This is a genomic window from Sphingomonas leidyi (genome assembly GCF_011761945.1).
In the GTDB taxonomy this organism is placed as follows: Bacteria; Pseudomonadota; Alphaproteobacteria; order Sphingomonadales; family Sphingomonadaceae; genus Sphingomonas; species Sphingomonas leidyi.
The window spans coordinates 1,297,897-1,323,040 of sequence record NZ_JAASQV010000001.1 but is presented as its reverse complement, the minus strand read 5'-3'; the positions used below and the strand labels follow the sequence as shown (position 1 = coordinate 1,323,040).

23 protein-coding genes are annotated in these 25,144 nt (G+C 63.8%); 12 read left to right on the top strand and 11 right to left on the bottom strand.

Translation table 11 applies throughout. The annotated features are described in order from the left end of the window. Window positions 1-113: 113 nt before the first annotated feature. Window positions 114-2,609, bottom strand: a complete 2,496-nt coding sequence (locus FHR20_RS06395) for a TonB-dependent receptor (protein WP_167298724.1) — start codon at window positions 2,607-2,609, stop codon at window positions 114-116. Window positions 2,610-2,860: 251 nt separating this feature from the next. Between FHR20_RS06395 and FHR20_RS06390 the strand changes: the two genes are divergently transcribed. Then, entirely contained in the window at window positions 2,861-3,331 is a 471-nt protein-coding gene (locus FHR20_RS06390; RefSeq protein WP_167298723.1) for an Hsp20 family protein, read from the top strand. A gap of 343 nt (window positions 3,332-3,674) precedes the next feature. On the opposite strand, the gene FHR20_RS06385 is transcribed toward FHR20_RS06390, so the two are convergent. The 5 genes from FHR20_RS06385 to secG all read right to left on the bottom strand — a co-directional run bounded on the left by FHR20_RS06385 (window position 3,675) and on the right by secG (window position 9,357). Continuing rightward, window positions 3,675-5,531, bottom strand: coding sequence for a methyl-accepting chemotaxis protein (locus FHR20_RS06385; protein ID WP_167298722.1), 1,857 nt, complete (start codon window positions 5,529-5,531; stop codon window positions 3,675-3,677). A gap of 200 nt (window positions 5,532-5,731) precedes the next feature. After that, the gene (locus FHR20_RS06380; RefSeq protein ID WP_167298721.1) at window positions 5,732-6,367 is read right to left on the bottom strand and encodes a peptidylprolyl isomerase; all 636 of its coding nucleotides are present in this window, start codon (window positions 6,365-6,367) and stop codon (window positions 5,732-5,734) included. Window positions 6,368-6,475: 108 nt separating this feature from the next. Continuing rightward, window positions 6,476-7,039, bottom strand: coding sequence for a hypothetical protein (locus tag FHR20_RS06375; RefSeq protein WP_167298720.1), 564 nt, complete (start codon window positions 7,037-7,039; stop codon window positions 6,476-6,478). A 183-nt stretch (window positions 7,040-7,222) separates the two neighbouring features. Continuing rightward, a complete protein-coding gene (locus FHR20_RS06370; RefSeq protein WP_086129487.1) occupies window positions 7,223-8,857 on the bottom strand; it encodes a CTP synthase in 1,635 nt (544 codons plus the stop codon). A gap of 107 nt (window positions 8,858-8,964) precedes the next feature. Then, entirely contained in the window at window positions 8,965-9,357 is a 393-nt protein-coding gene (secG, locus tag FHR20_RS06365; RefSeq protein WP_167298719.1) for a preprotein translocase subunit SecG, read from the bottom strand. 206 nt (window positions 9,358-9,563) lie between these two features. On the opposite strand from secG, the gene FHR20_RS06360 reads away from it, so the two are divergent. The 8 genes from FHR20_RS06360 to eda all read left to right on the top strand — a co-directional run bounded on the left by FHR20_RS06360 (window position 9,564) and on the right by eda (window position 17,434). Then, on the top strand, window positions 9,564-9,914 hold the full coding sequence (locus FHR20_RS06360) for a MarR family transcriptional regulator (protein ID WP_086129485.1): 351 nt from the start codon (window positions 9,564-9,566) through the stop codon (window positions 9,912-9,914). Window positions 9,915-10,032: 118 nt separating this feature from the next. Then, entirely contained in the window at window positions 10,033-10,227 is a 195-nt protein-coding gene (locus tag FHR20_RS22795; protein WP_243857139.1) for an SH3 domain-containing protein, read from the top strand. Then, entirely contained in the window at window positions 10,224-11,165 is a 942-nt protein-coding gene (argC, locus tag FHR20_RS06350; RefSeq protein ID WP_167298718.1) for an N-acetyl-gamma-glutamyl-phosphate reductase, read from the top strand. Before FHR20_RS22795 ends, argC begins: the two co-directional genes overlap by 4 nt. A 395-nt stretch (window positions 11,166-11,560) precedes the next feature. After that, the gene (gene zwf, locus FHR20_RS06345) at window positions 11,561-13,018 is read left to right on the top strand and encodes a glucose-6-phosphate dehydrogenase (protein WP_167298717.1); all 1,458 of its coding nucleotides are present in this window, start codon (window positions 11,561-11,563) and stop codon (window positions 13,016-13,018) included. Between the two features lie 151 nt (window positions 13,019-13,169). After that, the gene (gene pgl / locus FHR20_RS06340) at window positions 13,170-13,877 is read left to right on the top strand and encodes a 6-phosphogluconolactonase (RefSeq protein ID WP_167298716.1); all 708 of its coding nucleotides are present in this window, start codon (window positions 13,170-13,172) and stop codon (window positions 13,875-13,877) included. A gap of 14 nt (window positions 13,878-13,891) precedes the next feature. Beyond that, window positions 13,892-15,712 (top strand): phosphogluconate dehydratase, encoded by a 1,821-nt coding sequence (gene edd, locus FHR20_RS06335; RefSeq protein WP_167298715.1) that lies wholly within the window; start codon window positions 13,892-13,894, stop codon window positions 15,710-15,712. A gap of 148 nt (window positions 15,713-15,860) precedes the next feature. Beyond that, window positions 15,861-16,829 carry a glucokinase gene (gene glk, locus FHR20_RS06330; RefSeq protein WP_167298714.1) on the top strand — a complete coding sequence of 323 codons (969 nt, stop codon included), beginning with the start codon at window positions 15,861-15,863 and terminating at the stop codon, window positions 16,827-16,829. A 14-nt stretch (window positions 16,830-16,843) separates the two neighbouring features. Beyond that, window positions 16,844-17,434, top strand: a complete 591-nt coding sequence (eda, locus tag FHR20_RS06325; RefSeq protein WP_167299399.1) for a bifunctional 4-hydroxy-2-oxoglutarate aldolase/2-dehydro-3-deoxy-phosphogluconate aldolase — start codon at window positions 16,844-16,846, stop codon at window positions 17,432-17,434. Between the two features lie 189 nt (window positions 17,435-17,623). Here the strand turns inward: eda and FHR20_RS06320 are convergent, their stop codons facing one another. The 5 genes from FHR20_RS06320 to FHR20_RS06300 form a co-directional block, all read right to left on the bottom strand. Then, window positions 17,624-17,905 carry a hypothetical protein gene (locus FHR20_RS06320; protein WP_167298713.1) on the bottom strand — a complete coding sequence of 94 codons (282 nt, stop codon included), beginning with the start codon at window positions 17,903-17,905 and terminating at the stop codon, window positions 17,624-17,626. A 187-nt stretch (window positions 17,906-18,092) separates the two neighbouring features. Continuing rightward, window positions 18,093-18,497, bottom strand: coding sequence for a hypothetical protein (locus FHR20_RS06315; protein ID WP_167298712.1), 405 nt, complete (start codon window positions 18,495-18,497; stop codon window positions 18,093-18,095). Window positions 18,498-18,516: 19 nt separating this feature from the next. Further along, on the bottom strand, window positions 18,517-21,168 hold the full coding sequence (locus FHR20_RS06310) for an RHS repeat domain-containing protein (protein ID WP_167298711.1): 2,652 nt from the start codon (window positions 21,166-21,168) through the stop codon (window positions 18,517-18,519). A 22-nt stretch (window positions 21,169-21,190) separates the two neighbouring features. Then, the gene (locus FHR20_RS06305; protein ID WP_167298710.1) at window positions 21,191-22,456 is read right to left on the bottom strand and encodes an RHS repeat protein; all 1,266 of its coding nucleotides are present in this window, start codon (window positions 22,454-22,456) and stop codon (window positions 21,191-21,193) included. A 594-nt stretch (window positions 22,457-23,050) separates the two neighbouring features. Further along, window positions 23,051-23,263, bottom strand: a complete 213-nt coding sequence (locus tag FHR20_RS06300) for a hypothetical protein (protein ID WP_243857138.1) — start codon at window positions 23,261-23,263, stop codon at window positions 23,051-23,053. 158 nt (window positions 23,264-23,421) lie between these two features. Between FHR20_RS06300 and FHR20_RS23215 the strand changes: the two genes are divergently transcribed. The 3 genes from FHR20_RS23215 to FHR20_RS06285 all read left to right on the top strand — a co-directional run bounded on the left by FHR20_RS23215 (window position 23,422) and on the right by FHR20_RS06285 (window position 25,141). Further along, on the top strand, window positions 23,422-23,853 hold the full coding sequence (locus tag FHR20_RS23215) for a polymorphic toxin type 37 domain-containing protein (RefSeq protein WP_425057374.1): 432 nt from the start codon (window positions 23,422-23,424) through the stop codon (window positions 23,851-23,853). A 143-nt stretch (window positions 23,854-23,996) separates the two neighbouring features. After that, window positions 23,997-24,347, top strand: coding sequence for a hypothetical protein (locus FHR20_RS06290; RefSeq protein WP_243857137.1), 351 nt, complete (start codon window positions 23,997-23,999; stop codon window positions 24,345-24,347). A 326-nt stretch (window positions 24,348-24,673) separates the two neighbouring features. After that, window positions 24,674-25,141, top strand: coding sequence for a group III truncated hemoglobin (locus FHR20_RS06285; protein ID WP_208413423.1), 468 nt, complete (start codon window positions 24,674-24,676; stop codon window positions 25,139-25,141). The last annotated feature ends 3 nt before the right edge of the window (window positions 25,142-25,144 follow it).

The following is a 25,144-nucleotide window of genomic DNA, read 5'->3' as shown; positions in this document are numbered from 1 at the left end:
GCTTCGCTCAAATTGTCCGGTGCAAATCGACAAGAAAAGAAGGGAGGCGGTGCGGGCGCCGCCTCCCTTCCCCAACCTCCCCCGGCCATGGCAGGAGGTCAGTCTCGCAAGGTTCAGAAGCTCTTGCTGATCGTCAGGCCATAGGTCCTCGGATCGCCGGGCTGGCCGACGACCAGGCCGGTGCTGCCCGACTGGACCGAAAGCAGCTCGAAATAGCGCTTGTCGAAGACGTTGCGGACCCAGCCATAGATGTTGAGGTCCGAACGCCGCCAGCCGAGGCGGACGTTGGACAGCGAATAGGCGTCGATCCAGGTATAGGCGGAGGGCGACGGGTTGGACGAGAATCGCGAGCGCCAGCTGCCATCATAGCCCAGATAGACATTGCCGTCGCCCACGGGCTGGCGCACTTCGCCGCCCCAGCTGAGCGACCATTTCGAGATGCCCGGCAGCACCTGGCCCGAAATGTCGCAAAAGGCAGGGCTGCGGCCGCCGGGCGTTCCCGCCGGATCGGTGGCCCCGCCGGGCGCGGTCGCGGTGCCGCCGGAAAGCTCGGGCGGGCACGGCGCGTTCTTGAAGTCGGTATATTTGGCGTCGGTATAGGCACCGTTGAAATAGAGATTGAGCCGCTGGCTCGGGCGCGCCGCCAGGTCCCATTCGAACCCCCGCACCCGCACCTTGCCGGCATTGGCGAGATAGCCGCGGATCACGTTGATCGCGTTATTGTTCACCGTCGCCTGGTAATCCTTGATCTCGGTCCAGAAGGCGGCGGTATTGAAGGTCACCCGACGATCGAGGAACTGGGTCTTGAGGCCGATTTCGAAGTGATCGACCTTCTCCGGCTTCACCGTCTGGGTGGAGAGATCGACGCCGGTACTGGTCGAATTGAGCGGCAGGCCCGAAAGGTTGATGCCGCCCGACTTGAAGCTGCGCGCATAGGTCGCATAGGCATGGACGTCGCGCGACACGTCATACGAGACGGTGATGTCGCCCGAGACGTTCCAGTCGCTGAAGCGCGGGCTGTAGCGCTGCGGTGCCAGCGTGTTCAGCTGGTCCGCTGTCGCCGTACCATTCGCCAGCAATGCCGCGACATTGTCCGCCGTCGCGACATAATTGTAGCGCGCGTTGTGAATGCTGACGACGGCCTCGTAGAAGCCGGACTTCTTGTCATAGTTCAGGCGCAGGCCCGGCTGGATATGGAGGCCGTCCACCGGCTGCCAGTTGAGCTTGCCGAACAGCGCGAAGCTGGTGTTGTCGAAGTTGATCGTGTTGGTCGAGGTCAGCCCGTTCAGCACCAGCGGATTGCAGGCCGCCGCCGTCGCCGTCGCGCATCCGGTGGCTCCAGGCGGAACATTGCCGGGGTTGAGCAGCCAGCGGCTCGCCGCCGAACCCTGGACCTGCGAGCCCTGGGTGTTGATCGTCTGGTGGAAGAAGAAGGCGCCGAGCGTATAATTCAGCCGGCCGTCGCCGTTCGAGCTGAGCCGCAGCTCCTGGCTGACCTGCCGCTGCTGCGACGGGTTCTGGGAGATGGTGGTGATCGGCAGGCCGGTGAAGTCGCGGTCGTTCTTCGGCTGCCAGTCCCAATAGCGCCATGCCGTGACCGAAGTCAGCGTCGCCGGGCCGAGATTCCAGTTGGCGACCAGCGAGGCGCCGCCGATTTCCTGGCGCGACTTGATCTGGGCATCGAGATCGGTCTTGCGGTCGAACGGATCGGTGCTCGGCGGCGCATAGCCGAACGCCGCCGCGAGTGCCGCATATTGGCGGGACAGCGGCCGCTGGGTGGCGCCGACCCGGGCATAATATTGCACGCAGCACAGCGGGTTCTGGAGGTTCCAGTCGCCCGCCAGCGTGAAGTCGAGATCGTCGTTCACCTTCCAGAGGAGCTGGCCCCGGAAACTGCTCGTGCGCTGTTTGTGGAGATCCTCGCCGGTGCGGACATTCTCGATCGTCCCCTCGCGGCTGGTGACCGCGCTGGAGATGCGGATCGCGAGCTTGTCACTGAGCGGGCCCGAGACCGAGGCCTTGGCCGAGATCAGGTCGTAATTGCCCAGGCTCAGCTCAACCTTGGTCTCCGGCGTGAAGCTCGGCGCCCGGGTAGTGATGTTGATCGCACCGGCAGTAGTGTTCTTGCCATAGAGCGTGCCCTGCGGCCCGCGCAGCACTTCCACTCGCTCGATATCGACGAAATCGAAGGTCGAGGCGCCGATGCGGCCGATATAGACCTGGTCGAGATAGAAGCCGACGCCCTGCTCGATGCCGTCATTGGTAAGGCCGAAGGGCGCGCCCAGACCGCGGATGTTGATCGCCGAGTTGCGCGGGTTGCTCGAATAGAATTGCACGGCGGGCAGCGAGGTCTGCAGCCGGTTGAGGTTGGTGGCGCCGGTCTGCTCGATCGTCGAGCCGCCGATCACCGACATCGCGATCGGCACGTCCTGGGCCTTTTCCTCGCGGCGACGCGCAGTGACGACGATCTCGCCGCTGCCGCTTTCCTGCGCCGGCCTGGCCTGCTGCTCGTCCTTGGCGCTCGCGGCAACCGGATCGTCGCGCAGCGCTCCGGCGGGTGCCGGCGCGGTACTCGCCAGAAGCAGCAGTGAAAGCGAAGCAAGGCTCATCATCATCCCCTTTGGCCGTGTCGCGCCTAATCTCCACTCATTTGATGGATATTAGCGAACAAGGAGATGTTTAGCGATCCCTAGCCTGGGTTGACCGGCGATCGCGGCCCGCGTTCCAGCGCATCTTGAAAGCCATGCGATCCAACACGATCTCAATTTCAGGCGGTGCCCAGCAGGGGCCGCCGGCCCGGCGTCGCGGGTCACCGGACGCCAGGCACATCGATCAATTCGCTTCGCATGGAGGTCTTGATATGCGTCAGTTCGATTTCACACCCTTCCGCCGATCGACCATCGGGTTCGACCGGCTGTTCGACCTGCTCGAGGCCAGCGCCCGCGCGCAGGCTTCCGAGAATTATCCCCCGTTCAACCTCGAGCGCGTCGCCGAGGACCGCTACCGGATCACGATCGCCGTCGCCGGCTTCAAGGCCGACGAGATCGACATCACCGCGCAGCAGAACCTGCTGCTCGTGGCCGGTAAGCGGCGCGAGGAGAACGAGAACAACCAGGGCGCCTATCTGCACCTGGGCATCGCCACCCGCAGCTTCGAGCGCCGCTTCGAACTGGCCGACTTCGTCCGCGTCGAGAGCGCCGACCTTGCCGACGGCCTGCTGGTGATCGAGCTGGTGCGCGAAGTGCCCGAGGCGATGAAGCCCAAGAAGATCGCGGTGAATGCCGGCGGCCAGCCGCGCCCGATCGCGCACCGCGAGGCCGACGCGGCCTGACGGACCGACCATGGCTTGCGACGTCTTCCTCCCTTTGGACGTCGCAGCGGGGGGCGCCCGGACCATGGTTCGGGCGCCCTTTGTCTTGGGTGCGGGAAACGGTCCTCCGGGCCTGCAAGTTCGCCTCGGTAACTGCATTCCTCTCCCGGAGGGGGGAGGCATGTGGGCGGCACTTGGGATCGCTGCATGGATGCCGGATGGGCATCGCCCGAGTTCGCAAGCGATACGATCACCAAAAAAAGAAGGGAGAGCTTTCGCCCTCCCCTCTTCAATGCTCGCACTTGCAATATAGCGCGCCGCACGTTTCTTTTCAAATTTAAAATCGATTTTCTTATATGAATTATCAGAAGGAAGCCCAGTCGTCGGCGCGAGTGAGCGCGGAGACGGCGGCAGCCGGCAGCGGCTTGACCGGCGACACATAGCCGGGCGCGACCTTTTCGCGAATGCCGCTCGCGGCGGGCGCCGGCCGACGTGGCGGCGCCTGGCCCGCGCCGATGTTGAACGCCGAAGCCTGTTCCGAGAGAAGCTGGACTTCCGAGCTCAGGTTACGCGAGGCGGCCGAAGTCTCCTCCACCATCGCGGCGTTCTGCTGGGTCGCCTGGTCCATCGTGCCGATCGCCACGGCGATCTGGGTGACCGCCGAGGACTGCGCCTCGTTGTCGGCCGCGATGTTGGCGAGCAGATCGTGCACTTCGTCGACATCGCCCGAAATGGCGACCAGCGCGCCGTCCACCTTCTGGACCATCGCCACGGCATCGACGATGTCCGCCTGGGTCGCGGTCAGCTGGTCGCGGGCGCGGCCGGCTTCCTCCTCGGCGCGCATCGCGAGCGCCGAGACGAGGTCGGCAACCACCGCGAAACCGCGGCCCGCCTCTCCCGCGCGGCCCGCTTCCACTGCTGCGTTCATCGCGAGCACCCGCGTCTGGAAGGCGATCTTGTCGAGTCCCTCGATCACCGAATCGATGCCCTTGGCGCTTTCCGACACGCGCGTCATCGCCTGGACGGCATCGTCGGCGACCGAACGGCCGTCGCCGACCGTCGCGATCGCCTGATTGGCGCGCGAGAGCGTGCTGCCCGCCGCCTTGGCCGTCGCCTTGAGGCGGTCGTCCATCTGGCTGATCGCAGCCGAAGTCTCCTCGAGCGACGCCGCGTTGCTCTCGGTGCGGCGGGCCAGATCCTCCGAGGCCTGGGCGATTTCGCCCGAGCCGGTGCGGATGCTCGCCGCCCCCTCGACGACCGAGCCGATCAGGGTACGCAGCGCAGCGAGCGCCGAGTTGAAGTTGGTCTTGAGCGCGCCGTATTCGGGCGCGAAGTCGCTCGAGATCTCCGTGGTGAGATCGCCCTTCGCCAGATTGTCCAGCCCCGTGGTGAGCTCGGTGACGACATGCCGCTGCTCGGCCTCGGCGACCAGCTTCGCCGCATCGGCCTTTTCCTTCGCGACAGCGGCGTCGCGGAAGACCAGCACCGCCTTGGCCATGCCGCCCACTTCGTCCTTGCGCTCGGTGCCCGGCACCTCGATCGTGTTCTCGCCCCCGGCCAGACGGCCCATCAGCGAAGTCATTCCCTTGATCGGCCGCGCGATCATCGTGGTGAGCAGCCAGCCGAGCAGCACCGCAATGGCGATGCCGAATGCGCCGCCGAAGGTGAGCGCGGCGACCGCTCCGGCGCGTGCATCGGCTTCCACCTTCTTGGTCGAGGCCACGCGTTCGTGCTGACCCCGGTCGATCTCACCCATGATCTCGCGGATCGCGCCGAGTTGCTTGACGCCGGCCAGCTGCTGCGCCTCCGCCTGGGTCGCGGGATTCCGGGCAAGCGTGATCATGTGATCGAGCTTGCCGTCGAGCTCCTGGACGGCGTTCACCAGCTTGTCGAGCCGCGCCCGCTGCTCGGGCACCTTGGTCTGGCTCCGGAAGGCCTCGGCAGCCGCGCCGATCTTCTTGCGGGAATCCTGATAGGTGGCCAGGAAATCCGGATTCCGAAGAATGACATAGGCACGCACCGCACTCTGCCCCTCGAGGATCTGCATCATGATCTGGTCGGAGCTGGCCGTGACGTCGAATGCGCGTTCCTTGTCTTCGGAGGCGGTTCCGACCGTCTGCAGGCTCGAGAAGAGCAACCAGCCGATACCGGCGAAGATGCAGACGAGCGCGACGAAGGCCGCCGCGAGCTTACGCGGTATCGGCATATCCTGAATATTCATCAATTCCCTCCCTGCCGGACCGGGGGGCCGGCATCCGAAACTATTTTCGGGCCAGACGCGAGAAGCCTGCGAGCGGAGGGCGTTTCGATCTATCCCAATCCTTGTCATAGGAGAGGGCCGGGCCGATCGAACCGAATTGGGGGAATATATTTTTCCGATTTGTGTCCAGGCGCGAGCCCGGACTTCCCCGGAACGGGAAACTACCGCGATGAGGGCCCGATCAACCAGGGCTTGGCATAGCCCGTCGGCCGGGCGGCACCGTCCAGCCGCTCGACGCGAAGGATCCTGACCGGCTGGAGGATCATCTGGTCCTTCATCGCATCGCGGCCGCCGCCGGTGGGGAGTGCGAGGATGCGCTTCACCACCTCCATGCCGGAGATCACCTTCCCGAACGCCGCGAAGCCGCGATAGGCTCCGCGCGCATCGAGGCCGGGGTTCGGCCCGACCATGATCGAGAAGTTGCAATTGGCGCCATCGGGATTGGGGCCGTGCGCCATCGAGACCGTGGCATCGAGGTGCCGAATGCCGGTCTGGCTGGTCGGCTCCAGCAGGACGGAGGGCAGCATGCGGCGCGCATCGGTGCCAATGCCGCCCTGGACGAAGCCCTGGCCGGGCGCGCCCTTCCGCCGGGCCGAACGATAGAATTGCGTGCCGTCGAGCCGGCCATCGTCGACATAGGCCATGAAGTTGGCGACGGTCTTCGGCGCGCGCTTCGCATCGAGCGCAAGCGTGATGTTGCCGGCCGAAGTGACGATGCGGACGCGGACCGTGGCAGGCTCTTGCGGCGCGGCGGCGGCGATGAGGAACGGGGCGAGGACGGCGAACAGGATACGCATGCGCCGTTCGCTAGTCGATGCGGATCCGGATTTGGAGGGGGTTTCGACACGGAGTGCCGGTTTCGGGGAACAGGGCATCCGAGCTGCCATGGTCCCGGCGCCGCGAAGCTAGAGCAGGTAGACGAGGATGTAGCGCGCGACGAGGGCCAGCATCACCAGCCGGGCCCAGCGCGCGCCGCGGACGAACATCGCGGCGGCCATCAGCAGCGCGAGGATCGCGGTGAGGCCGAGCGACAGCGGGCGCAGCAGGTGCGGCGCGAGCGCGGGGAGGCTGGCATACCAGGCGAGCTGGCAGAGCAGCAGGCCGAACATCACGCCGATGACGATGCGACGGACGCGGAAGAAATGCGCGTCGAAATCGGGCTGACCCTCGATGGCGCGCGGGAAGACGAGATGGGCCGCCAGATAATAGGCGCTGGCGAAAAGGGTGATCGCCATCAGCGACTTGCCCGATACGCCGACGACGTCGCGCACCGTCCAGGCCGCCTGCCAGAAGGACAGCAGGTCGAGCATCACGAAGGCGCCGAGCAGCGGAGTCAGCCAGCCGATGCGGATGGCCGAGCCGGGGCGAAGACCCGCCTCGATCGCCCGGGCCAGGCCGCCCAGCACCTCGGCAAGCGAAAGCCCGAGCAACAAGCCGAACAGCGCGAAGATGAACTCGAAATCCGACATGCGGCGTGCCCCCTGCTTCCGCTGTTAGCCTGGCGGGTCGGCGACGGGCAATGTCGGTTCGCGCGGACTATGCCGGGACGCGAAGGGGAAGCGAACCCCGCTGCCCATGTCTTCGTGGCGTCGTTGCGCGAACAGGAAGGCCGGGCACCAGGCCCGGCCTTTCGCATTTCGGTCCGATCGGGATCAGACCAGCCGGCTCTGCCGCACCGCGGCCTGGATGAAACTGGCGAACAGGGGATGCGGATCGAAGGGCTTGGACTTGAGTTCCGGGTGGAACTGCACGCCGACGAACCAGGGATGGTCCGGCCGCTCGACGATCTCGGGGAGCGAGCCGTCCGGCGACATGCCGGAGAAGACCAGCCCGCCGCGCTCGAGCACGGGCTTATAGGCGGTGTTGACTTCGTAACGGTGGCGGTGGCGCTCGCTGATCTCCTCCGCTCCGTAGATCGAGGCGACCACCGAATTGCCGCCGAGCTTCGCGGGATAGGCGCCCAGGCGCATCGTGCCGCCCAGATCGCCGCCCTCCTCGCGCTTCTGCAGGCCCTCCGTGGTCATCCACTCGGTGATCATGCCGACCACGGGCTGCTCGGTCGGGCCGAACTCGGTGGTGGAAGCGTCGGCAACGCCGCCGGCACGGGCGCCTTCGATACAGGCCATCTGCATGCCCAGGCAGATACCGAAGAACGGCACGTTGCGCTCGCGCGCGAAGCGGACCCCGGCGATCTTGCCCTCGCTGCCGCGCTCGCCAAAGCCGCCGGGGACGAGGATGCCGTGCAGCGGCTCGAGCGCCGCGGTGATCTCTTCCTCATTGTCATGCTCGAACAATTCGGCGTCGAGCCAGCGGATGTTGACCTTCACCCGGTTGGCGATGCCGCCATGGGTGAGCGCCTCGGTGAGCGACTTGTAGGCGTCGGGCACGCCCATATACTTGCCCACCACGCCGATCGTGACTTCGCCCTCGGGATTGAGCACGCGGTCGACGATCTCCTCCCAGCGGCCAAGGTCCGGCGAACCGGCGACGTCGATGCCGAAGGCCTTGAGCACTTCGACGTCGAGCCCCTCGGCATGATATTGGAGCGGCACGCCGTAGATCGTCTTCGCGTCGAGCGCAGGGATGACCGACGAGGCGGGCACGTTGCAGAACAGCGCGATCTTGGCGCGGTCGCTCGCCGGCAGCGGCTTCTCGCTGCGGCAGACGATGACGTCGGCATGGACGCCGAGCGAAGCCAGCTCGCGCACGCTGTGCTGGGTCGGCTTGGTCTTCAGCTCGCCGGCGGCGGCAATATATGGCACCAGCGTCAGGTGGACGCTGACCGACTGGTTGCGGCCGAGATCGTTGCGCAGCTGGCGAATCGCCTCGACGAAGGGCAGCGACTCGATGTCGCCCACCGTGCCGCCGATCTCGCACAGGACGAAATCCAGATCCTCAGTGTCTTCCTGGGCGAAGGCCTTGATCGCGTCGGTGACGTGCGGGATCACCTGGACGGTGGCGCCGAGATAGTCGCCGCGGCGCTCCCGCTCGATGATCGTCTTGTAGATCCGGCCCGAGGTGATGTTGTCCGACTGGCGCGAGGCGACGCCGGTGAAACGCTCGTAATGGCCGAGGTCGAGATCGGTCTCGGCGCCGTCATCGGTCACGTACACCTCACCATGCTGGTGGGGCGACATCGTGCCGGGATCGACGTTGAGATAGGGATCGAACTTGCGGATGCGGACCCGATAGCCACGCGCCTGCAGCAGCGCCGCGAGGCTCGCCGCCATGAGACCCTTGCCTAGCGAGGAGACCACGCCGCCGGTGATGAAGATATACCGCGCCATGGGAGAAAACGCCTAACGTGAATGGGCGCGCACCGGCAAGCGTGCGACTCACGCCGGTGCGCAGATTTTTTGTGGACAGGCCCCGGACGCGCCGGGGCCGGCGAAGCTTATTGGGCCAGCGGAACCGCGCTGTTGCCCTGCCCGGCCGGAGCCGCCGGCGCGGTCGAGTTGCCCGGAGCGAAGGGCGCCGCGCCGCCCCGAGGCGCCGTGGTCGGCAGCGCCTGCGGCGCCGCGGCCGGCGCGGTACGCTGGAGCGAGGCGTCGATCGTCGCGCCGTGGCGATTCGCGGCCAGGAAGGCCAGCAGGATCGACATGGCGATGAACGCCGTGGCGAGGATCGCGGTGGTGCGCGTCAGGAAGTCCGCCGCGCTGCGCGCCGACATCAGGCCCGAGGGGCTGCCGCTCGAGGTGAGGCCGCCGCCCTCCGACTTCTGCAGGAGGATCACGCCGACGAGACCCGCGGCGATGAAGGCCTGGACGATGAGCAGGAAGGTGAACATGAAATGCGCGGACCTCTTGAAGAAAGGCGGCACATAGGGGAGCCGCCCGCTCCGATCAACCGTTGGCAGGCCCCTTCTCGCCGCACGCGCCCAACAAAGCTGTAACATTTCGCATCCGGACTGAAACCGGATCGGTTCACGCGCGTTATGAGCTTCGGCCCCGGCGTACCGGGGGCGTTACAACTAGAGTAGATGCCGTGAACGCAATGACCGACAGCTCGCTTTCTTCCTGGAAGAACACGCTCGTCGACTATGTGCGATCGGGCGAACCGGACCTGACCAATCGGCAAATGGCGCTGCTGATGCTCGTCTATCTCGATCCCGGCCCCCATACCGTGCGCGGATTGGCCCGGGCTTTGAACGTCTCGAAGCCCGTTGTCACGCGTGCCTTGAATCGTCTAGGCACGCTCGGCTATCTGCGCCGTCAGCGCGACGATACCGACAAGCGGAACATCTTCGTCGCAAAGACCGCGGAAGGGGCAGAGTTTCTTGCAGAATTCGGGCATTTCCTCACTGGCCAGCACATCGAGCCAGTCGCCCGCAGGGCCAGCGCGTAAGCGTTTCTCGCTGAAGGGCCGTTCGGTTCCCATCGATCCCAGGGTCGATGCCGTTCGTCGTGACCTGGCAGACGTACGTCTGGCGGATCGGGTTTTCGCACCCCATTATGCGGCGCCTATGCCCCGCATCATCACCACGTCCATATCGCTCCACGCCGGCCCCAAGCCCGATACGGAGACTCTCGCCCAGCTTTCGGCGGGGGATTCGTTCGAAGTGCTCGAATTCGCCGGCGACCATGCCTGGGGCGTCGCGCCCGGGCACAAGCTGGTCGGCTATGTGCCCGCCGCGATGCTGGAGCGCCCGGCAGCATGACGATTCGCGTCTTCATCGACGGCGCCGTGGGCACCACGGGCCTGGAGATTCGCGAGCGGCTGGACGGCCGCGACGGGATCGAGCAGATCATCCTGAGCGACAAGGACCGCAAGGACGCCGCGAAGCGCGAGGATGCGCTCAATTCGGCGGACTTCGTGATCCTCTGCCTGCCCGACGATGCCGCGCGCGATGCGGTGGAGATGATCAAGGCCGCCAAGGTCCGCGTGATCGACGCCTCGAGCGCGCACCGCGTCGCCGATGGCTGGTCCTATGGCTTTCCCGAACTGGAGCCCGGCCAGGCGGCCCAGATCGCCGAGGCGGCACGCGTCTCCAATCCCGGTTGCTACCCCACCGGCTTCCTCGCGCTGGTCCGCCCGCTGATCCGTGCCGGCCTGGTCCCGCACGACCATCCGCTGACCGTCAACGCAGTCTCGGGCTATTCGGGCGGCGGCAAGTCGATGATCGCCGAGTTCGAGGATGCGGGCGCACCGGACCATACCGACACCGCGTTCCGCAACTATGGCCTCAACCTCGCGCACAAGCACGTGCCCGAGATGACCAAGCACGCCCGAATCGTGCACCCGCCGATCTTCCAGCCGGCAGTGGCGCGGACCTATCGCGGCATGCTCGTCGAAGTCCCCCTGCCCCTCCAGGCGTTCACGCGCCGGCCGTCGCTGGACGCCATCGAGAACGCGCTGCGCGAGGCGTACAAGGATTCGCCGATCGTGCGCGTGTTGCCCGGCGATGTGGCGACGGTGCGGATCGAGGAAGATGCGGGGACCGACCGGCTTTCGCTGCGGGTCTTCGGCAATCCCGAAACCGGCCAGGCCCGGCTGGTGGCGACGCTCGATAATCTGGGCAAGGGCGCAGCGGGCGCAGCGGTACAGAATCTCAACATCATGGCGGGGTTCGAGCAGACCGCGGGGCTGGTGCTCTAGGCCTGCGCGCGACGGCGCGAAGCAATTGGGAGGCCGGGCGCGATGCCCGGCCTTTTTTGTTCGCACGCGATGAAGAGGAAGTTTTGTGCACGCGGAGACGCGGAGGCTGTCTCGCGCCGCGCAGCGGTGCCCCCCACCACGACACTTCCACGAGTGCTGCCGCTGACACGGCACGGGCGCAAGTCGCGAGCGCAAATCTCCGCGTCTCCGCGCCTCCGCGTGGACCATTCTCTCCCTTCTGCTTCATCGCGCCGCCGCGACGTTGCGCGAACATGGTTTGCACCGCTCCGCGCGCCGGCTGTCACCGGTTTCCCCTGGTAACCATTGCCACCGGCCTTGATCTTTGCGCCCCTTTGGTGTCTCGCGGGCTCGAAACGACGACAGAGAGGCGATCCATGCGACAGCCCGCGGGCAAATTGCTTTTGTTCGGTGCCACCGGCGACCTTTCCCAGCGGATGCTGCTCCCCTCCCTCTATGGTCTTCACGCCGACGGATTGCTGCCCGAAGGGCTGACCATCACCGGCACCGCACGTTCGGACTATGACGATGCCGGCTTCCGCGCATTCGCCCGCGAGGCGCTCGATCATTTCGTGCCGGCCGACAGGAAGGATGACAGCGCTGTCGGAAGCTTTCTCGAGCGCCTCTTCTACCAGCGGCTCGACGCCTCGAAGACCGAAGGCTTCGCCGCGCTGGCCGAGAAGCTGGGCGACATCTCGAACGGGCTCGCCATCTTCCTGTCGACCGCGCCCTCGCTGTTCGGCCCGACGATCAAGGGGCTCGAATCCGCAGGGCTGACCGGTGCCAATGTCCGCATCGGGCTGGAAAAGCCGCTGGGCGTCGACCTCGCCTCCAGCCGCATCGTCAACGACATCGTCGCCGAGGCCTTTCCGGAGGACCGCACCTTCCGGATCGACCATTATCTCGGCAAGGAGACGGTGCAGAACATCCTGGCGCTGCGCTTCGGCAATTCGCTGTTCGAGCCGGTGTGGAATGCGCAGGGAATCGATCACGTCCAGATCACCGTCTCCGAGACGGTCGGCCTGGAAGGCCGCGCGGGCTATTATGACGATGTCGGCGCGCTGCGCGACATGGTGCAGAACCACATGCTCCAGCTCCTCGCGCTGATCGCGATGGAACCCCCCGCCCGCTTCGACGGCACCTCGATCCGCGACGAGAAGGTGAAGGTGCTGCGCTCGCTTCGCCCGGTCGCGGGCGTCGACGTGCCGAACCTGACCGTGACCGGCCAATATGGCGGCGGCGCGGTGAAGGGCGAGATCGTCCGTTCCTACGACACCGACCTGGAGAAGCCCTCGGACACCGAGACCTTCGTCGCGATCAAGGCGCATGTCGACAATTGGCGCTGGCACGGCGTTCCCTTCTACCTGCGCACCGGCAAGCGCCTGGCGGAACGGCGCAGCGAGATCGTGATCCAGTTCAAGCCCGTGCCGCACTCGATCTTCGCGGATCGCGGGGGCGCGCTCCAACCCAACATCCTGGTGATCCGCCTGCAGCCCGAGGAATATATCCAGCTGCGCGTGATGGCGAAGCAGCCGGGGCTCGACCGCGAGGGTATCCGCCTGAAGGAAGTGCCGCTGAACCTGAGCCTCGAGCACGAGTTCGCCGGCACGCGCCGCCGCATCGCCTATGAGCGGCTGTTCCTCGACCTGATCGAGGGCGATCCCACGCTGTTCGTCCGCCGCGACGAAGTGGAGGCGCAGTGGGAATGGATCGACGCGATCCGCGAAGGCTGGAAGGCGGGCGGCGTGAAGCCCAGACCCTATGCCTCGGGGAGCTGGGGCCCGAGCGCCGCGATCGCGCTGACCGAGCGCGACGGGGTGACGTGGAACGAGTGAGCTACACTGGGGCGGCGCCACGAACTTAGCCGTCCTCCCTGCGCAGGCAGGGAGGACGAAGATGGGATATTTGGCGGGAGATAATCGTCGAACAGTTCGGTGCGACGATGATCTTGCGCCAGGAACACCCACCCGAACACAAGGAACGAACATGACGACCGAAATCGAATGGTGGGACTATGACGATGCCGACGAGATGGCCGAGGCCGTCGCGGGCGATATCGGCTTCATCATCGAGAGCGCGATCGACGCCCGCGGTGCCGCGGTGATCGCGCTGGCGGGCGGCAGGACGCCGCTGCCGATCTACGAGAAGCTGGCCAAGGCCAAGATCGACTGGAAGCGCGTGACGATCATCCCGGGCGACGATCGCATCGTTCCGCTGGGCGATCCGCTGTCGAACGTCACCGCGATCGGCAAGATCTTCATCCCCAAGGGCGCGCGGGTCATCCCGCTGGTGAGCGACAAGGCGCCGGACTACAAGGCGGCGGGCCGCTCGGCGGATGCGCTGCTCCAGGACGTGCACTGGCCGCTCGACCTGTGCCTGCTCGGCGTGGGCGGCGACGGGCATTGCGCCTCGATCTTCCCCGGCCCCGATTTCGACGAGGCGCTGAACGGCCCGAAGGAACGCCGCGCGCTGGGCGTGATGCCCGATCCCCTGCCCCCGGAAGCCCCCGTCGCCCGCGTGACGCTGTCGCGCGCCGCCATTGTCTCCGCCCGCGCGCTGATGATCGCGATCGTCGGCGAGGCCAAGAAGGAGGTGCTGGAAGCGGCGATCGAACAGGGCGCCTCTTCGAGCTATCCGGTCGGCCGGGTGCTCGCCGATGTCGAGCTGCCCGTCGATATCCACTGGGCAGCGTAATCCGAGGCCAAGTCATGACCCTGCATTCCGAAATCGCCGCCGTCACCGATCGCGTCATCGAACGCTCCAAGGCGCGCCGCCGCGCCTATCTCGCGCTGGTCGATGCCGAGCGCGAATCGGGCAACGACCGGCCCAAGCTCGGCTGCGCCAACCTCGCCCATGCCTATGCGGGCACCGACGAGCAGCGCGACCAGCTAAAGGCCGGGCATTCGATGAACATCGGCATCGTCACCGCCTATAACGACATGCTCTCGGCGCACGCGGTCTATTACCGCTATCCCGAGCAGATGAAGGTCTGGGCGCACGAGGCCGGGGCCACCGCGCAGGTGGCCGGCGGCGTGCCGGCGATGTGCGACGGGGTGACCCAGGGCTATCAGGGCATGGAGCTCTCGCTGTTCAGCCGCGACACGATCGCGCTGAGCACCGCGGTCGCCCTTTCCCACCGCACTTTCGAGGGCGCGGCGCTGCTCGGCATCTGCGACAAGATCGTGCCCGGCCTGGTGATGGGGGCGCTGCGCTTCGGCCATCTGCCGATGGTGCTGGTGCCAGGCGGACCGATGCGATCGGGCCTGGCCAACAAGGAAAAGGCCAAGATCCGCGAGCTGTACGCAGAAGGGAAGATCGGCCGCGACGAACTGCTCGACGCCGAGATCGCGGCCTATCACTCCAAGGGCACCTGCACTTTCTACGGCACCGCGAATTCCAACCAGATGATGATGGAGGCGATGGGCCTGCACATGCCGGGCGCGGCCTTCGCCAACCCCGGCACCAAGCTGCGCCAGGAGCTGACCCGTGCCGCCGTCCACCGGCTCGCCGAGATCGGCTGGAACGGCGACGACTATCGCCCGATCGGCCATGTCGTCGACGAAAAGGCGATCGTGAACGCGGCAATCGTGCTGCTCGCCACCGGCGGCTCGACCAACCATCTGATCCATGTGCCGGCGTTCGCGCGGGCAGCCGGGATCACGATCGACTGGGACGATTTCGACCGGCTTTCGCGCGTGGTGCCGCTGCTGGCGCGCGTCTACCCCAATGGCTCGGCGGACGTGAACGGCTTCGAGGATGCGGGCGGGCCGAGCTTCGTGATCCGCGAGTTGCTGGACGCCGGGCTGATGCACGGCGACACGCTGACCGTCGGCAAGGGCGGTATGGCCGATTATGGCCGCAAGCCGGAAATGGCGGGCGACCAGCTGGTATGGACCGAGCATGGCGCCCGGAGCGGCGACGACACGATCCTGCGCACCGCCGATGCGCCCTTCTCGCCCGAAGGCGGCTTCCGCATCCTCAAGGGCAATCTGGGCCGCGCCTGCATCAAGGTCTCCGCCGTCGAGCGCGAGCGCTGGACGATCGAGGCGCCATGCCGCGTGTTCCAGGACCAAGCCGAAGTACAGGCCGCATTCAAGGCCGGCGAGCTCGATCGCGACGTGGTGGTGGTCGTGCGCTTCCAGGGCCCCAAGGCCAACGGCATGCCCGAACTGCACAAGCTCACGCCGCCGCTGGGCGTCCTCCAGAATCGCGGGTTCAAGGTCGCGCTGGTAACCGACGGGCGCATGTCGGGCGCCAGCGGCAAGGTGCCGTGCGCGATCCATCTCAGCCCCGAGGCACTGGGTGGCGGGCCGATCGCCAAGCTGCGCGACGGCGATGTGGTGCGGCTCTGCGCCGAGACGGGCGAGCTGAACGCCCTGGTCGATGCCGCCGAATGGGATGCGCGCGCGCACGTTCCCACGCCCCCTCCGGCGATCGGCACCGGCCGCGAATTGTTCGCGATGCTGCGCCACCATTGCGACGAGGCCGAAAGGGGCGCCTCGGCAATGCTGGCGGAAGCCGGGCTGTAGGTTCAACCGCCATCCCGGCTTCCGCCGGGATGACCGGGGCATCGTGAGAACGGTTACCCTTTACTTCTGCGCCGCACGGGGGAAGAAGGGCGCAGCCGGGTCTGGCAACGTTGACAGGCCACGGCGCGAGAGAGGATCAGGAGCCCGAATGGAAGTCGTCGCGGTCGATATCGGGGGCACGCACGCCCGCTTTGCCATTGCCGAAGTGGCAGAGGGTCGCGTGGTCTCGATCAGCGAGCCGGTCACGCAGAAAGTCGCCGAGCATCCCAGCCTGCAACTCGCCTGGCAGGCCTATGGCGAGGCGCTGGGCCGCGAATTGCCCAAGGCGGCGGCGCTGGCGGTGGCATCGCCGGTGGGCGGCGACATCATCAAGCTGACCAACAATCCCTGGGTCATCCGCCCCGCCCTCATCCCCGAGCGGCTGGGCGCCGATACCTGGACGGTGGTCAATGATTTCGAAGCGATCGGCCATGCCGTCGCGCAGATGGGCGAGGAGCATTTCCTCCATCTGTGCGGGCCCGACGAACCGCTGCCCGGCAAGGGTTCGATCACCGTGTGCGGCCCGGGCACCGGACTGGGCGTGGCGCAGGTCTTCCGCCACCGCGCCGGATATGACGTGATCGCCACCGAGGGCGGGCATAGCGACTTCGCGCCGCTCGATCCGATCGAGGACGCGCTCGTGAAGCGGCTGCGCAAGACCTATACCCGCGTCTCCAAGGAACGCGTAGCGGCCGGGCCGGCGATCGTCTCGCTCTACGAAACGCTGGCCGAGCTCGAGGGCAAGCCGGTCCATCGGCTCGACGACAAGGCGATCTGGAGCCTGGCGCTGGACGGCAAGGACGAACTGGCGGTGGCGGCGCTCGATCGCTTCTGCCTGAGCCTGGGCGCGGTCGCCGGGGACCTGGCGCTGTGCCATGGCCCCAGCGGCGTCGTGATCGCCGGCGGTCTGGGCTTGCGCTTGAAGGACCATCTGTTGCAGTCGGGCTTCGGCCAGCGGTTCGTCGCCAAGGGCCGGTTCCAGGGGCTGATGTCTTCCATTCCGGTGAAGCTCATCACGCACCCGCAGCCGGGCCTGTACGGCGCCGCCGCGGCATTCGCGCAGGAGCATGCCCTTTGAATATCGAAGCCATCATGAAGACCGCGCCGGTGATCCCGGTGCTCGTGATCGAAGACGCCGCTACCGCCCGCCCGCTGGCGGAGGCACTGGTGAAGGGTGGCCTGCGCGTGCTCGAAGTGACGCTGCGTACCGGGGCGGCGCTGGAAGCGATCGCCGAGATGAAGCAGGTCGAGGGTGCGATCGTCGGCGCGGGCACGGTCGTGAATACCGATCAGTTCGAGCAGGTGATGAAGGCGGATGCCGAGTTCATCGTCTCGCCGGGCCTGACGGACAGGCTGGGCGACGCAATCACCCGCAGCGGCGTGCCCTATCTGCCTGGCGTTGCCAATGCCGGCGACATCATGCGCGGGCTCGACCTGGGGCTGGAACATTTCAAATTCTTCCCGGCCGAGACTTCGGGCGGACTGAAGGCGCTGAAGGCACTCGCCGCGCCCTTCTACCAGTGCAAATTCTGCCCGACCGGCGGGATCTCGGCCGCGACCGCGCCGGAATGGCTGGCGTTCGATCCGATCCTGTGCGTGGGCGGATCCTGGGTCACGCCGAAGGGCGCGAGCTACGAGCAGGTCGAGGCGCTGGCGCGCGAAGCGGCTTTGCTGAAGGGCTGATCGCCTGGAAACCCGGCTTTCGTCGGGGGGGTATAGTGATAGCGGGTCAAAATTACATTTATGACCACATGCTGGAGATGCGCTCGGATATTCGACGCAGCGCGCCTCATTATCGAACAGCGGTCCAAGCGGCCTTACGACAATGAGATGTTCGCGCTGCTTGCAGACATTCTCGCAAAGACTGGCTCTCTATTCCGGGTTGGGAATCATGGCGGCGTCGTCAGGTCGAGCGAATGCTCGATTTAAGTCATGGACCAGCTTGAGATCGGTCACTTGCCAGCTCAACCTGCGCCGCTCGAACCTAATTGCAATGGTGTCGCGGGGGTCAATCGACACATGAAACTGATTGAAACCGCCGTGATGAATTGATGTGAGGTCGAGTGGCTTTCTGGCCCGGTTATCCGGCGGCAATTGCGCCGCACGCTCCATTGCCACTTGAATTGCCTGCGGGCTAATCATGCCGTCGATCATTGCGTTTACCGACTGGACCCGCGTTGCCGCATACTCCGGGGTGAGGTGCGCGCCTGAAGATCGTTATCGCGCCATTCGGGATTGCCGCGCTCCTTACACCGCACCTTACAGGCAATGACCGGAAAGAAGCGGATGCAGCATGGCGAAAGGACGGCACGTATCGCAACGCATAGATGGATTCTATTATTTAAGCAGTGCCCATATCGGAATATCTTCTTTTCCAGTAATTCTCCCTTCTTCTTTGTCCAAGATCCCTGAAATGCACGACTAAATTCTGAGCAGCATCTCTATTTCCCTGCCTAACGGCCCGCTTGTACCAGTATGCGGCATCCTCATGCCTGCCTATATCATCAAATATGTTCCCAAGATTTACCTGCGCAGAGACATACTTCTCATTAGCGATTATGAGATACAATTCTATAGCAGACGAAATCTCGCCATTTTCTTCAGCAAGAAACGCCTCATCAAATATTCTCAATTTATTTTCTTCACTCATCATGATCGCTACCCTCGCACTTCTTTGAGACGCTTCGGAGAGCCGGGCATCGGAGGCTATTCCCGCAAAGGGATTTGCAACCCATTCTCCACCCATAGAGTATGGTGATGACCTCCTACTGCGCAACCACCACCACTGCACCTGCTGCCGTGATAGTACCTAGAACCGCGCCACACGGCTCAAGTAAGATGCATGCGCCGACAACGCCAATCCCAAGGATACCAAGGGCAGTGCCTGCAGTGGGAGAAACCCCATTTATAGCACGGGCATTGGATGGTGATGCTACTTCCGGGCTGGGAGTTGGGCTAGGCGTGGGCGCCCCCTTTCCGGAAACGGGTGTTCCGTCGGGATATTTGCTATTGGGATGCACGCCAGTCCCATCTCCTCCCTTTCTGCCATCTTGAGGCCAGGACCCATAATGTGTTTTCCCGTTGGGATCTTTCCATTGGCGGGTTCCAGGGTTCGGCCCGGGGCGATATTTCTTATCAGCATTGCCGCTTCCCGCCGCGCTGCTAGTCCTACCGGCTTCGCCATTGCCAGGTCGACCACCGCCCCCCTTCTTTCCGGCGCCACCCGGATCGATAGCTGCATTGAGGCCGCCATAGGTAACGCATACGCTACCAGCTGAACATTCCCTCCCCACCAAACTGAAATCCTCGGCAAAATTGCCTGTCGGGTCTCTGCCGTTGACCGGATCATTCCCGACATAAGCATAGAGATTGACCTGATCCTGATACCCGATGGGGTCGGTCTGCAGGAACCGCCCGAGGGTGGGCGAGTAGATGCGGGCCTTGTAGTGATACATGCCCAGTTCGGGGATCCAGGCCTGGCCGGTATATTGGAACCTGCCCATGTTGCCCGCCCCCGGGATGCCATATTCATCATAACTGTTGATCGCGAGCTTGTTGCCGCTGGCATCGGCGACCGACACGATCGAGCCCTGATGATCGACCTGCATGCTGCGCAGGTCGGCGAGCGATGCCCCCTCGTACCAGAGCATCGGATCGTCTTCGCCAACACTGTGCACATAGCGCCGCAGCAGATTGCCCGACCCGTCATATTCGACCGTGAGCTGGTCGCCGTCATAGAGGAAGCGCGTATCGCTCACTCCGGCCCGATAGACCTGGTAGAGCCGCCCCAGCGGATCATAGACCAGGTTCACGCCCGCCGAGTTCGCGACCAGCCGGTTCTCGGCGTCATAGGCGTAGCTGGTAGTGCCATCCGAGATCAGGTTGCCATTGGCATCATAGCCGAAGCCGGTGCCGGCCACGCTCGCATATTGGTTGAGCCCGTTCGGCGCATAGCCTCGATTGACGTTCACGAAACCCGTGAACGCATAGGCATCGTTGGACCGCGTCCTGCTGACGATCTGGCTTGCCGGATTATAGCCGAGAGACGTCGTCACATCATAGGCCGAGCCGGCCAGGTCATGGGTGATGCTCGCCGGCCGCGAGATCGGATCATAGCCATAGGTCGAGAAGACCGAACCGCGCCATTCGCCCCAGCGGCGCCCCTGGCTGTCCCAATCGAAATGCAGCCGCTGGTACAGCCCGCTCTCATAGGTGTCCACCGGCCGGTCGAGACCGTCATAGGCATAGGTGAAGACATTGCCGTCCGGATGGGTGATCCGCGTCCGGTTGCCGTCGGCATCATATTGATAGCTCAGGCTGCGGCTCACCCCGGCCATGCTGGTGGTGCTCGATGTCAGTCGCCCGAACCCGTCATAGCCGTTGGTCACTGCATCCGCGCCGCTCGCGCTGTCGAACCGCGCCGCCGTCTGCAGGCCGCGCAGATCGTAGCTGTAATAGACGCTGCGCGTCGCCGAGGGGTTCACGCTGGTGCAGGCATAGCCCGCCACGCACGCCGTCGGCACGATCTTCGAGCTCATCCGGTTGAGCGCGTCGAAGGTATAGCCGAACACCCGCCCGTCGCGCTTCCTCAGCGACGTGCGGTTGCCGTTCGCGTCATAGCCATATTCCTCGCGGTCGTTGGCGTTGACCGCGCCCGCCGTCGCCAGCGCATTGGCAGGCGTCGAGGGATTGTAGCCGCCCGGCGCGCTCGCCGAGGGGAATTGCCACTGCACCTGGCGATCGTGCCCGTCATAGACCAGCCGCGCCTTGTTGCCGTTCGCGTCTACGACATATTCCTGCTTGCCGTTCGCCGTGTAGCTGTAGGTCGCATAGGCCTGCTCCAGGCTCGAAGCCACGGCCTTGCGCACCTGCACCAGTTGGCCGGCCGCGTCATAGACGTTCTTCGTGATCCGGTCCGGGCCCTGGCTCCCTTCCGCCCCCAACGCACAGGCGCTTGCCGGCAGGCTTCCGAACGCCGCCAGGTTCATCCGCACCGCCGTACACTCCAGCCGGCCCAAAGCGTCATAGCTGTATTGCGTTACCTGATGGATCGGGCCGTTGACCCCCTCGCGCACCCGCTCGTGCGTTTTGCGGCTCATCACGTCATAGACGGTCTCCACCGTCTGGTGGATAGTGAAGCCAGTCCAGTCCTTCGGCTCCGTGGCTTCCGGCATCCAGTCCGCGAGCTGGCCCTTCTCCACCTTCACCAGGCGACCAGCCGCATCGTAGCTGTTGCGCACCGCCAGATAGCGCAGCGGCCCCACACCGTCCGGGTCCGGCGCAATCGTGCCGGTGACGCGATCCGCCAAGTCATAGCGCGTGGCACTCGTGAAATCCGACGGCAAGGCCTGCGCCATCGCGGCGACAGGCATGAACAGGGCGGCCACACCGAGCAGCCGGGTAACAATCTTCCTCATCGATGCTTCCCCCGCCTACGGTCTACGAGCAGCTCGCGAGGCCGGCCCGCGGGCTGGCTTCGGAGATCTTGCGTCCCTTCCAGTCGTATCCGTAGCAGGTGCGCAAACTCACCCCGCCCGAACTAACCACCCTGCCGCGCAGCAGCAGATTGTCCGCAGTGCCGCTCGCGCCATATTCGTAAGCCGTGATCGTGATCGGCGCCGCCGGATCACAAGTCAGAGCGCTGCTGCCCGCATAGGTCTGGCATATCGTCTCGGTATCGGACACCCAGACCGGCGATGCCGCCGCGACCAATGCCCCGCCAGCATTCTTCACATAGGCATATTTCTGAACATAGGTGTTGAGCTTGAGCGGGCGCGCTGCACCCACGGTGGGCGCCGGCCGCAACTCGCTCGTCACACCGCCCCAGCTCGCATAGGCATAGTCGGTCTGGTTGCCCTTCGCGTCGGTGATCGACAGCGGCAGATTGCAAATCGCCGGATTAGAGCAGGAAGCCGGGAAGACCTTCGTGTCCTGGTCGACGTTCGCGGGGCCACTGCCAGGTTTTGCGACAAACGACGTTTTGCTACCCACGAGATTCCCGTTGTAGCTGTAGTTGACGATGTTGCCTTCCGGAGAGGTGATCGAGAACAAGGTCCGGCCTACATATCTGGATGTATATACTTGGCCGTTTTCGTTTTTGTAGTAGACCGGCGACCCGTGGACGAAAGTCATATCCGACGTGGCGCCGTTAGGCTGCGTCACTTTGCTTCCTTCCTGAGGATATGGATCGTCCGGAACGGCGAGCTCATACGCGCCGCAATCGCATTCAAATCCCCAAGTTGCTCCGTCGGCGGTAACTTGCGCGGTTACGTTGGGCTGGCCAGTATACACGTTACCCGTGTTGGTGTTGGTAATTCTGCAAGTCGTCGTACCAGGATCGGTAAGGCACGAAAGATAGCCGTTGGCATCGTAGCTATAATTCGCGGTGTTATTCATCACATCGGTCACGCTGGTCAGCCTTGACGACGTGTATCCGTAATTAACCTTTAGCTTGGCCGCCGCGCACGTCGAAGAAGTAGTGACATAAGTCACAGCGAGGCTGTATCCACAGGCCGAAGTCACGCGCGTCGAGGAATAATCAAAAACCAGCGCATAGCCACGATTGCTGATGATCGTCTTCGGCAAGCCGGAAACATAGTTAAAATTGAGTACCGTTCCGTCCGGGTAGGTAATCGATGAAACTTTCACGAGGCCTGTTCCAGAGAGAAATCTATAGATCACTCCCCCGCGATCCGTGAAAACCATCGCTCCACCGACGGATGTCAGCGTTGTACCGGCCTCATCGATCTCCGGGTAGGTACTAGGAGGCCAACCCGAGAATCTATAGACCGATCGACCAATGCCGACGAGAGACGTTGCCTGACCGTTGAAGTAATCCTGCCTGGCGTATATATCGAAATTGTGCGTCCAGCCATAACCAAAATAGTTATTCGACGTCCAATTCCCGGGCCTGTCCGCAGTTACATACGATCTGTCAAGTGACATCCCACCGATAGAGAGATCCTTTACAGAAGTTACGAAACTACCCGTTGCGCGATCGACACCAGTTGGACTCAATGTGTACATTCTAGGCGGCATAAGTTGCGCATGCGCATGGCCACTTAAGAAAATCAGCGACATCACCGTGCACATTAATGCGCCACGAACTGCCGTAACAATCTTCGGAACGGCCGATTCAATCCTAAAGGACATCACTTGATCCACCAATCTGGATAGCGCTTCGCAGGATCTGCGAAATCTGCTCATATTGACCTGGTCGTTGGAACATGCTTCCGAGAGCATCTACGTGGAGCATGCTCCGCCGAGATCGCCGGTGCTACTGAAGAGCCGCCGCAATTCTCATGGCGCCCCAGTGACGTTCACATTGGTCCGATTGCCCGCCTTGTCGTAGCTATAGTTGCTGGCAACGCCGTTGCTCACGCCACCCTCCTGCTCGACCTTCACCAAGCGGCCCAGCGCGTCATAGGTATAGTTCGTTGTGTCGTTCGCCGGAGATGGTGGTGCGGCCGTGGCAGCCAGCATCGCGACGCCCAGCAAAATTGCTGCGGACATTGTTAGGACGTTCCTGACGTTACGCATCGCCTCCCCCTTTTGAAACGCCCTCCCGACATGCATAGCTGATGCCGGGCCGAACTATTGCCTTCAGCACCATATCGGCGCGCACCATTTAGTCCACGGCCAGTTTCAGCCACAGCCCCGATTAACCTCTAATGCCCTCTTCGAGCCTGCCTGTTCGATGGCAAGACCGACTGGTGACCCCAATTTTTGCTCCTCCGGCGCCGCCGATGCCTACAGAAGTGCCTAGGATTCCCATCACCAAACCGTCGATTGAGAACGGGCGCCGGAATATATGTAGTTGGACGGGCGTATTCTGCATCAAGCCGCCCGCAGATGCGAAAGATCCTAATGGGGCAAAGGCTCCAGGGAAGCCGGGCGAAGATCAGGGATTCTCCGACCCCAAGAATGGCGAGGATTGGGGGAAGGTTGAAGAAGGACCATTGAAAGGTAAGAGCGGCTGGGTTGATGCCGATGACATGATATGGGTGCCTACCGGTCATGGGCCGTTGGCACACGGAGGCCCCCACTGGGATGTTCAAGATCGCCCCGGAAGAGATCACAGGAACGTATTTCCAAAGAAATAATTACAAATAAGAATCTTAATTTGAAATCTCATCGGTTAACCGGAAATAATCTGCGTCGATGTTACGAGAATATCATTATCTATTTATACAAATCGCTATCGGATGGGCATTGCTTTATACAACGGTGTTACAAATAATTGAGTATGGTATATCTCAGTATGAAAAATATCCAGGTCATAGATGGTGCTGTGAACGCCACCTTTAGCGTTTTCCAGGCAAAGGAGGACGAGTTCCTCGCCATTTTTCCAGATGGAAGAGATATGGAGCTGGCAGAAGATCTATTCGAACGACTTGGTGATCAAGCGGCAGCCTCGGTGCTGGCACCCATCTGGGATCGTCCTATCCTGAAGCGAGATGCACTGGGGATTCATGGCACGTTGTTTTATGACAACGAAACAAGAAGAGAGTGCATTCCTCAATCAAAACGCGAAGTAGATTGGGATAATAATTCTATAAATCCCGCGCAAAGAGAACTATTCTCTCGAAACCGATGACAAATTAATTGCGATTTCGATAATACCAAGGCAAATAGCCTTTACGATGCTGTGATTGAACGACGCCGATAAGCCATTTAAGGCGGCGGGGGCATTGCACTTGACGAATTTCCTGACCGTGGTCAAAAATACGATTTTGATCCGCCATCACTATACCCCCGGCTTTCGTCGGGGGTGACGGTTCGGCCGACCATCTGATAGCCGTCGTCATCCCGGCGAAAGCCGGGATGACGACTATATCGGAAGGCGACGCGAAGTCGCAGCTCCTCGGTGCCCGGACCGAATGTCCCATTTCCATCCCGGCGCATCCACCCCAGATGGGTGCCATGGAAAAGACCGGCACGCCCTCCCCCCATGCCACCGCGATCCGCGAAGAAAAGCGGCGCTCCGCTGCCGAGATGGGGATCGACGATGCCTTCGTCTCCGAATTGGTCGACCGATTCTATGTGCGCGTACAGGCCGATCCGGTGCTGGGCCCGATCTTCGCGGAGCGGATCGCGGATTGGGGGCCGCATCTCGATCAGATGAAGCGCTTCTGGCGCTCGATCCTGTTCAGCAGCGGCGAATATCTCGGCCGGCCGATGCCGCTGCACCTCGCGATTCCCGGGCTCGACAAGCCGATGTTCGCGCGCTGGCTCGACCTGTTCGCCGCGACGCTGGCAGAGATTGGCGACGGGGATGCAGCCGAGCACGTCCATGAACGCGCCCGGATGATCGCCAACAGCTTCCTGAACGGGATCGCGATCCACCATCACGGGAAGCTGGGGCTGGAGCCAGGCGAAGGGTTCGCCTGAAAG

Coding starts and splice junctions, on each gene's coding strand:
- FHR20_RS06395 (WP_167298724.1), bottom strand. CDS start 2,609: ATGAGCCTTGCTTCGCTTTCACTGCTGCTTCTGGCGAGTACCGCGCCG.
- FHR20_RS06300 (WP_243857138.1), bottom strand. CDS start 23,263: ATGTCCGCAGCAATTTTGCTGGGCGTCGCGATGCTGGCTGCCACGGCC.
- FHR20_RS06385 (WP_167298722.1), bottom strand. CDS start 5,531: ATGAATATTCAGGATATGCCGATACCGCGTAAGCTCGCGGCGGCCTTC.
- edd (WP_167298715.1), top strand. CDS start 13,892: ATGACCCTGCATTCCGAAATCGCCGCCGTCACCGATCGCGTCATCGAA.
- zwf (WP_167298717.1), top strand. CDS start 11,561: ATGCGACAGCCCGCGGGCAAATTGCTTTTGTTCGGTGCCACCGGCGAC.
- FHR20_RS06285 (WP_208413423.1), top strand. CDS start 24,674: ATGGAAAAGACCGGCACGCCCTCCCCCCATGCCACCGCGATCCGCGAA.
- FHR20_RS06290 (WP_243857137.1), top strand. CDS start 23,997: ATGGTATATCTCAGTATGAAAAATATCCAGGTCATAGATGGTGCTGTG.
- FHR20_RS06360 (WP_086129485.1), top strand. CDS start 9,564: ATGACCGACAGCTCGCTTTCTTCCTGGAAGAACACGCTCGTCGACTAT.
- FHR20_RS06310 (WP_167298711.1), bottom strand. CDS start 21,168: ATGAGGAAGATTGTTACCCGGCTGCTCGGTGTGGCCGCCCTGTTCATG.
- pgl (WP_167298716.1), top strand. CDS start 13,170: ATGACGACCGAAATCGAATGGTGGGACTATGACGATGCCGACGAGATG.
- glk (WP_167298714.1), top strand. CDS start 15,861: ATGGAAGTCGTCGCGGTCGATATCGGGGGCACGCACGCCCGCTTTGCC.
- FHR20_RS06380 (WP_167298721.1), bottom strand. CDS start 6,367: ATGCGTATCCTGTTCGCCGTCCTCGCCCCGTTCCTCATCGCCGCCGCC.
- FHR20_RS22795 (WP_243857139.1), top strand. CDS start 10,033: ATGCCCCGCATCATCACCACGTCCATATCGCTCCACGCCGGCCCCAAG.
- FHR20_RS06370 (WP_086129487.1), bottom strand. CDS start 8,857: ATGGCGCGGTATATCTTCATCACCGGCGGCGTGGTCTCCTCGCTAGGC.
- FHR20_RS06305 (WP_167298710.1), bottom strand. CDS start 22,456: ATGGTTTTCACGGATCGCGGGGGAGTGATCTATAGATTTCTCTCTGGA.
- FHR20_RS23215 (WP_425057374.1), top strand. CDS start 23,422: ATGCCCTCTTCGAGCCTGCCTGTTCGATGGCAAGACCGACTGGTGACC.
- FHR20_RS06375 (WP_167298720.1), bottom strand. CDS start 7,039: ATGTCGGATTTCGAGTTCATCTTCGCGCTGTTCGGCTTGTTGCTCGGG.
- argC (WP_167298718.1), top strand. CDS start 10,224: ATGACGATTCGCGTCTTCATCGACGGCGCCGTGGGCACCACGGGCCTG.
- FHR20_RS06315 (WP_167298712.1), bottom strand. CDS start 18,497: ATGGGTGGAGAATGGGTTGCAAATCCCTTTGCGGGAATAGCCTCCGAT.
- eda (WP_167299399.1), top strand. CDS start 16,844: ATGAAGACCGCGCCGGTGATCCCGGTGCTCGTGATCGAAGACGCCGCT.
- FHR20_RS06390 (WP_167298723.1), top strand. CDS start 2,861: ATGCGTCAGTTCGATTTCACACCCTTCCGCCGATCGACCATCGGGTTC.
- FHR20_RS06320 (WP_167298713.1), bottom strand. CDS start 17,905: ATGATCGACGGCATGATTAGCCCGCAGGCAATTCAAGTGGCAATGGAG.
- secG (WP_167298719.1), bottom strand. CDS start 9,357: ATGTTCACCTTCCTGCTCATCGTCCAGGCCTTCATCGCCGCGGGTCTC.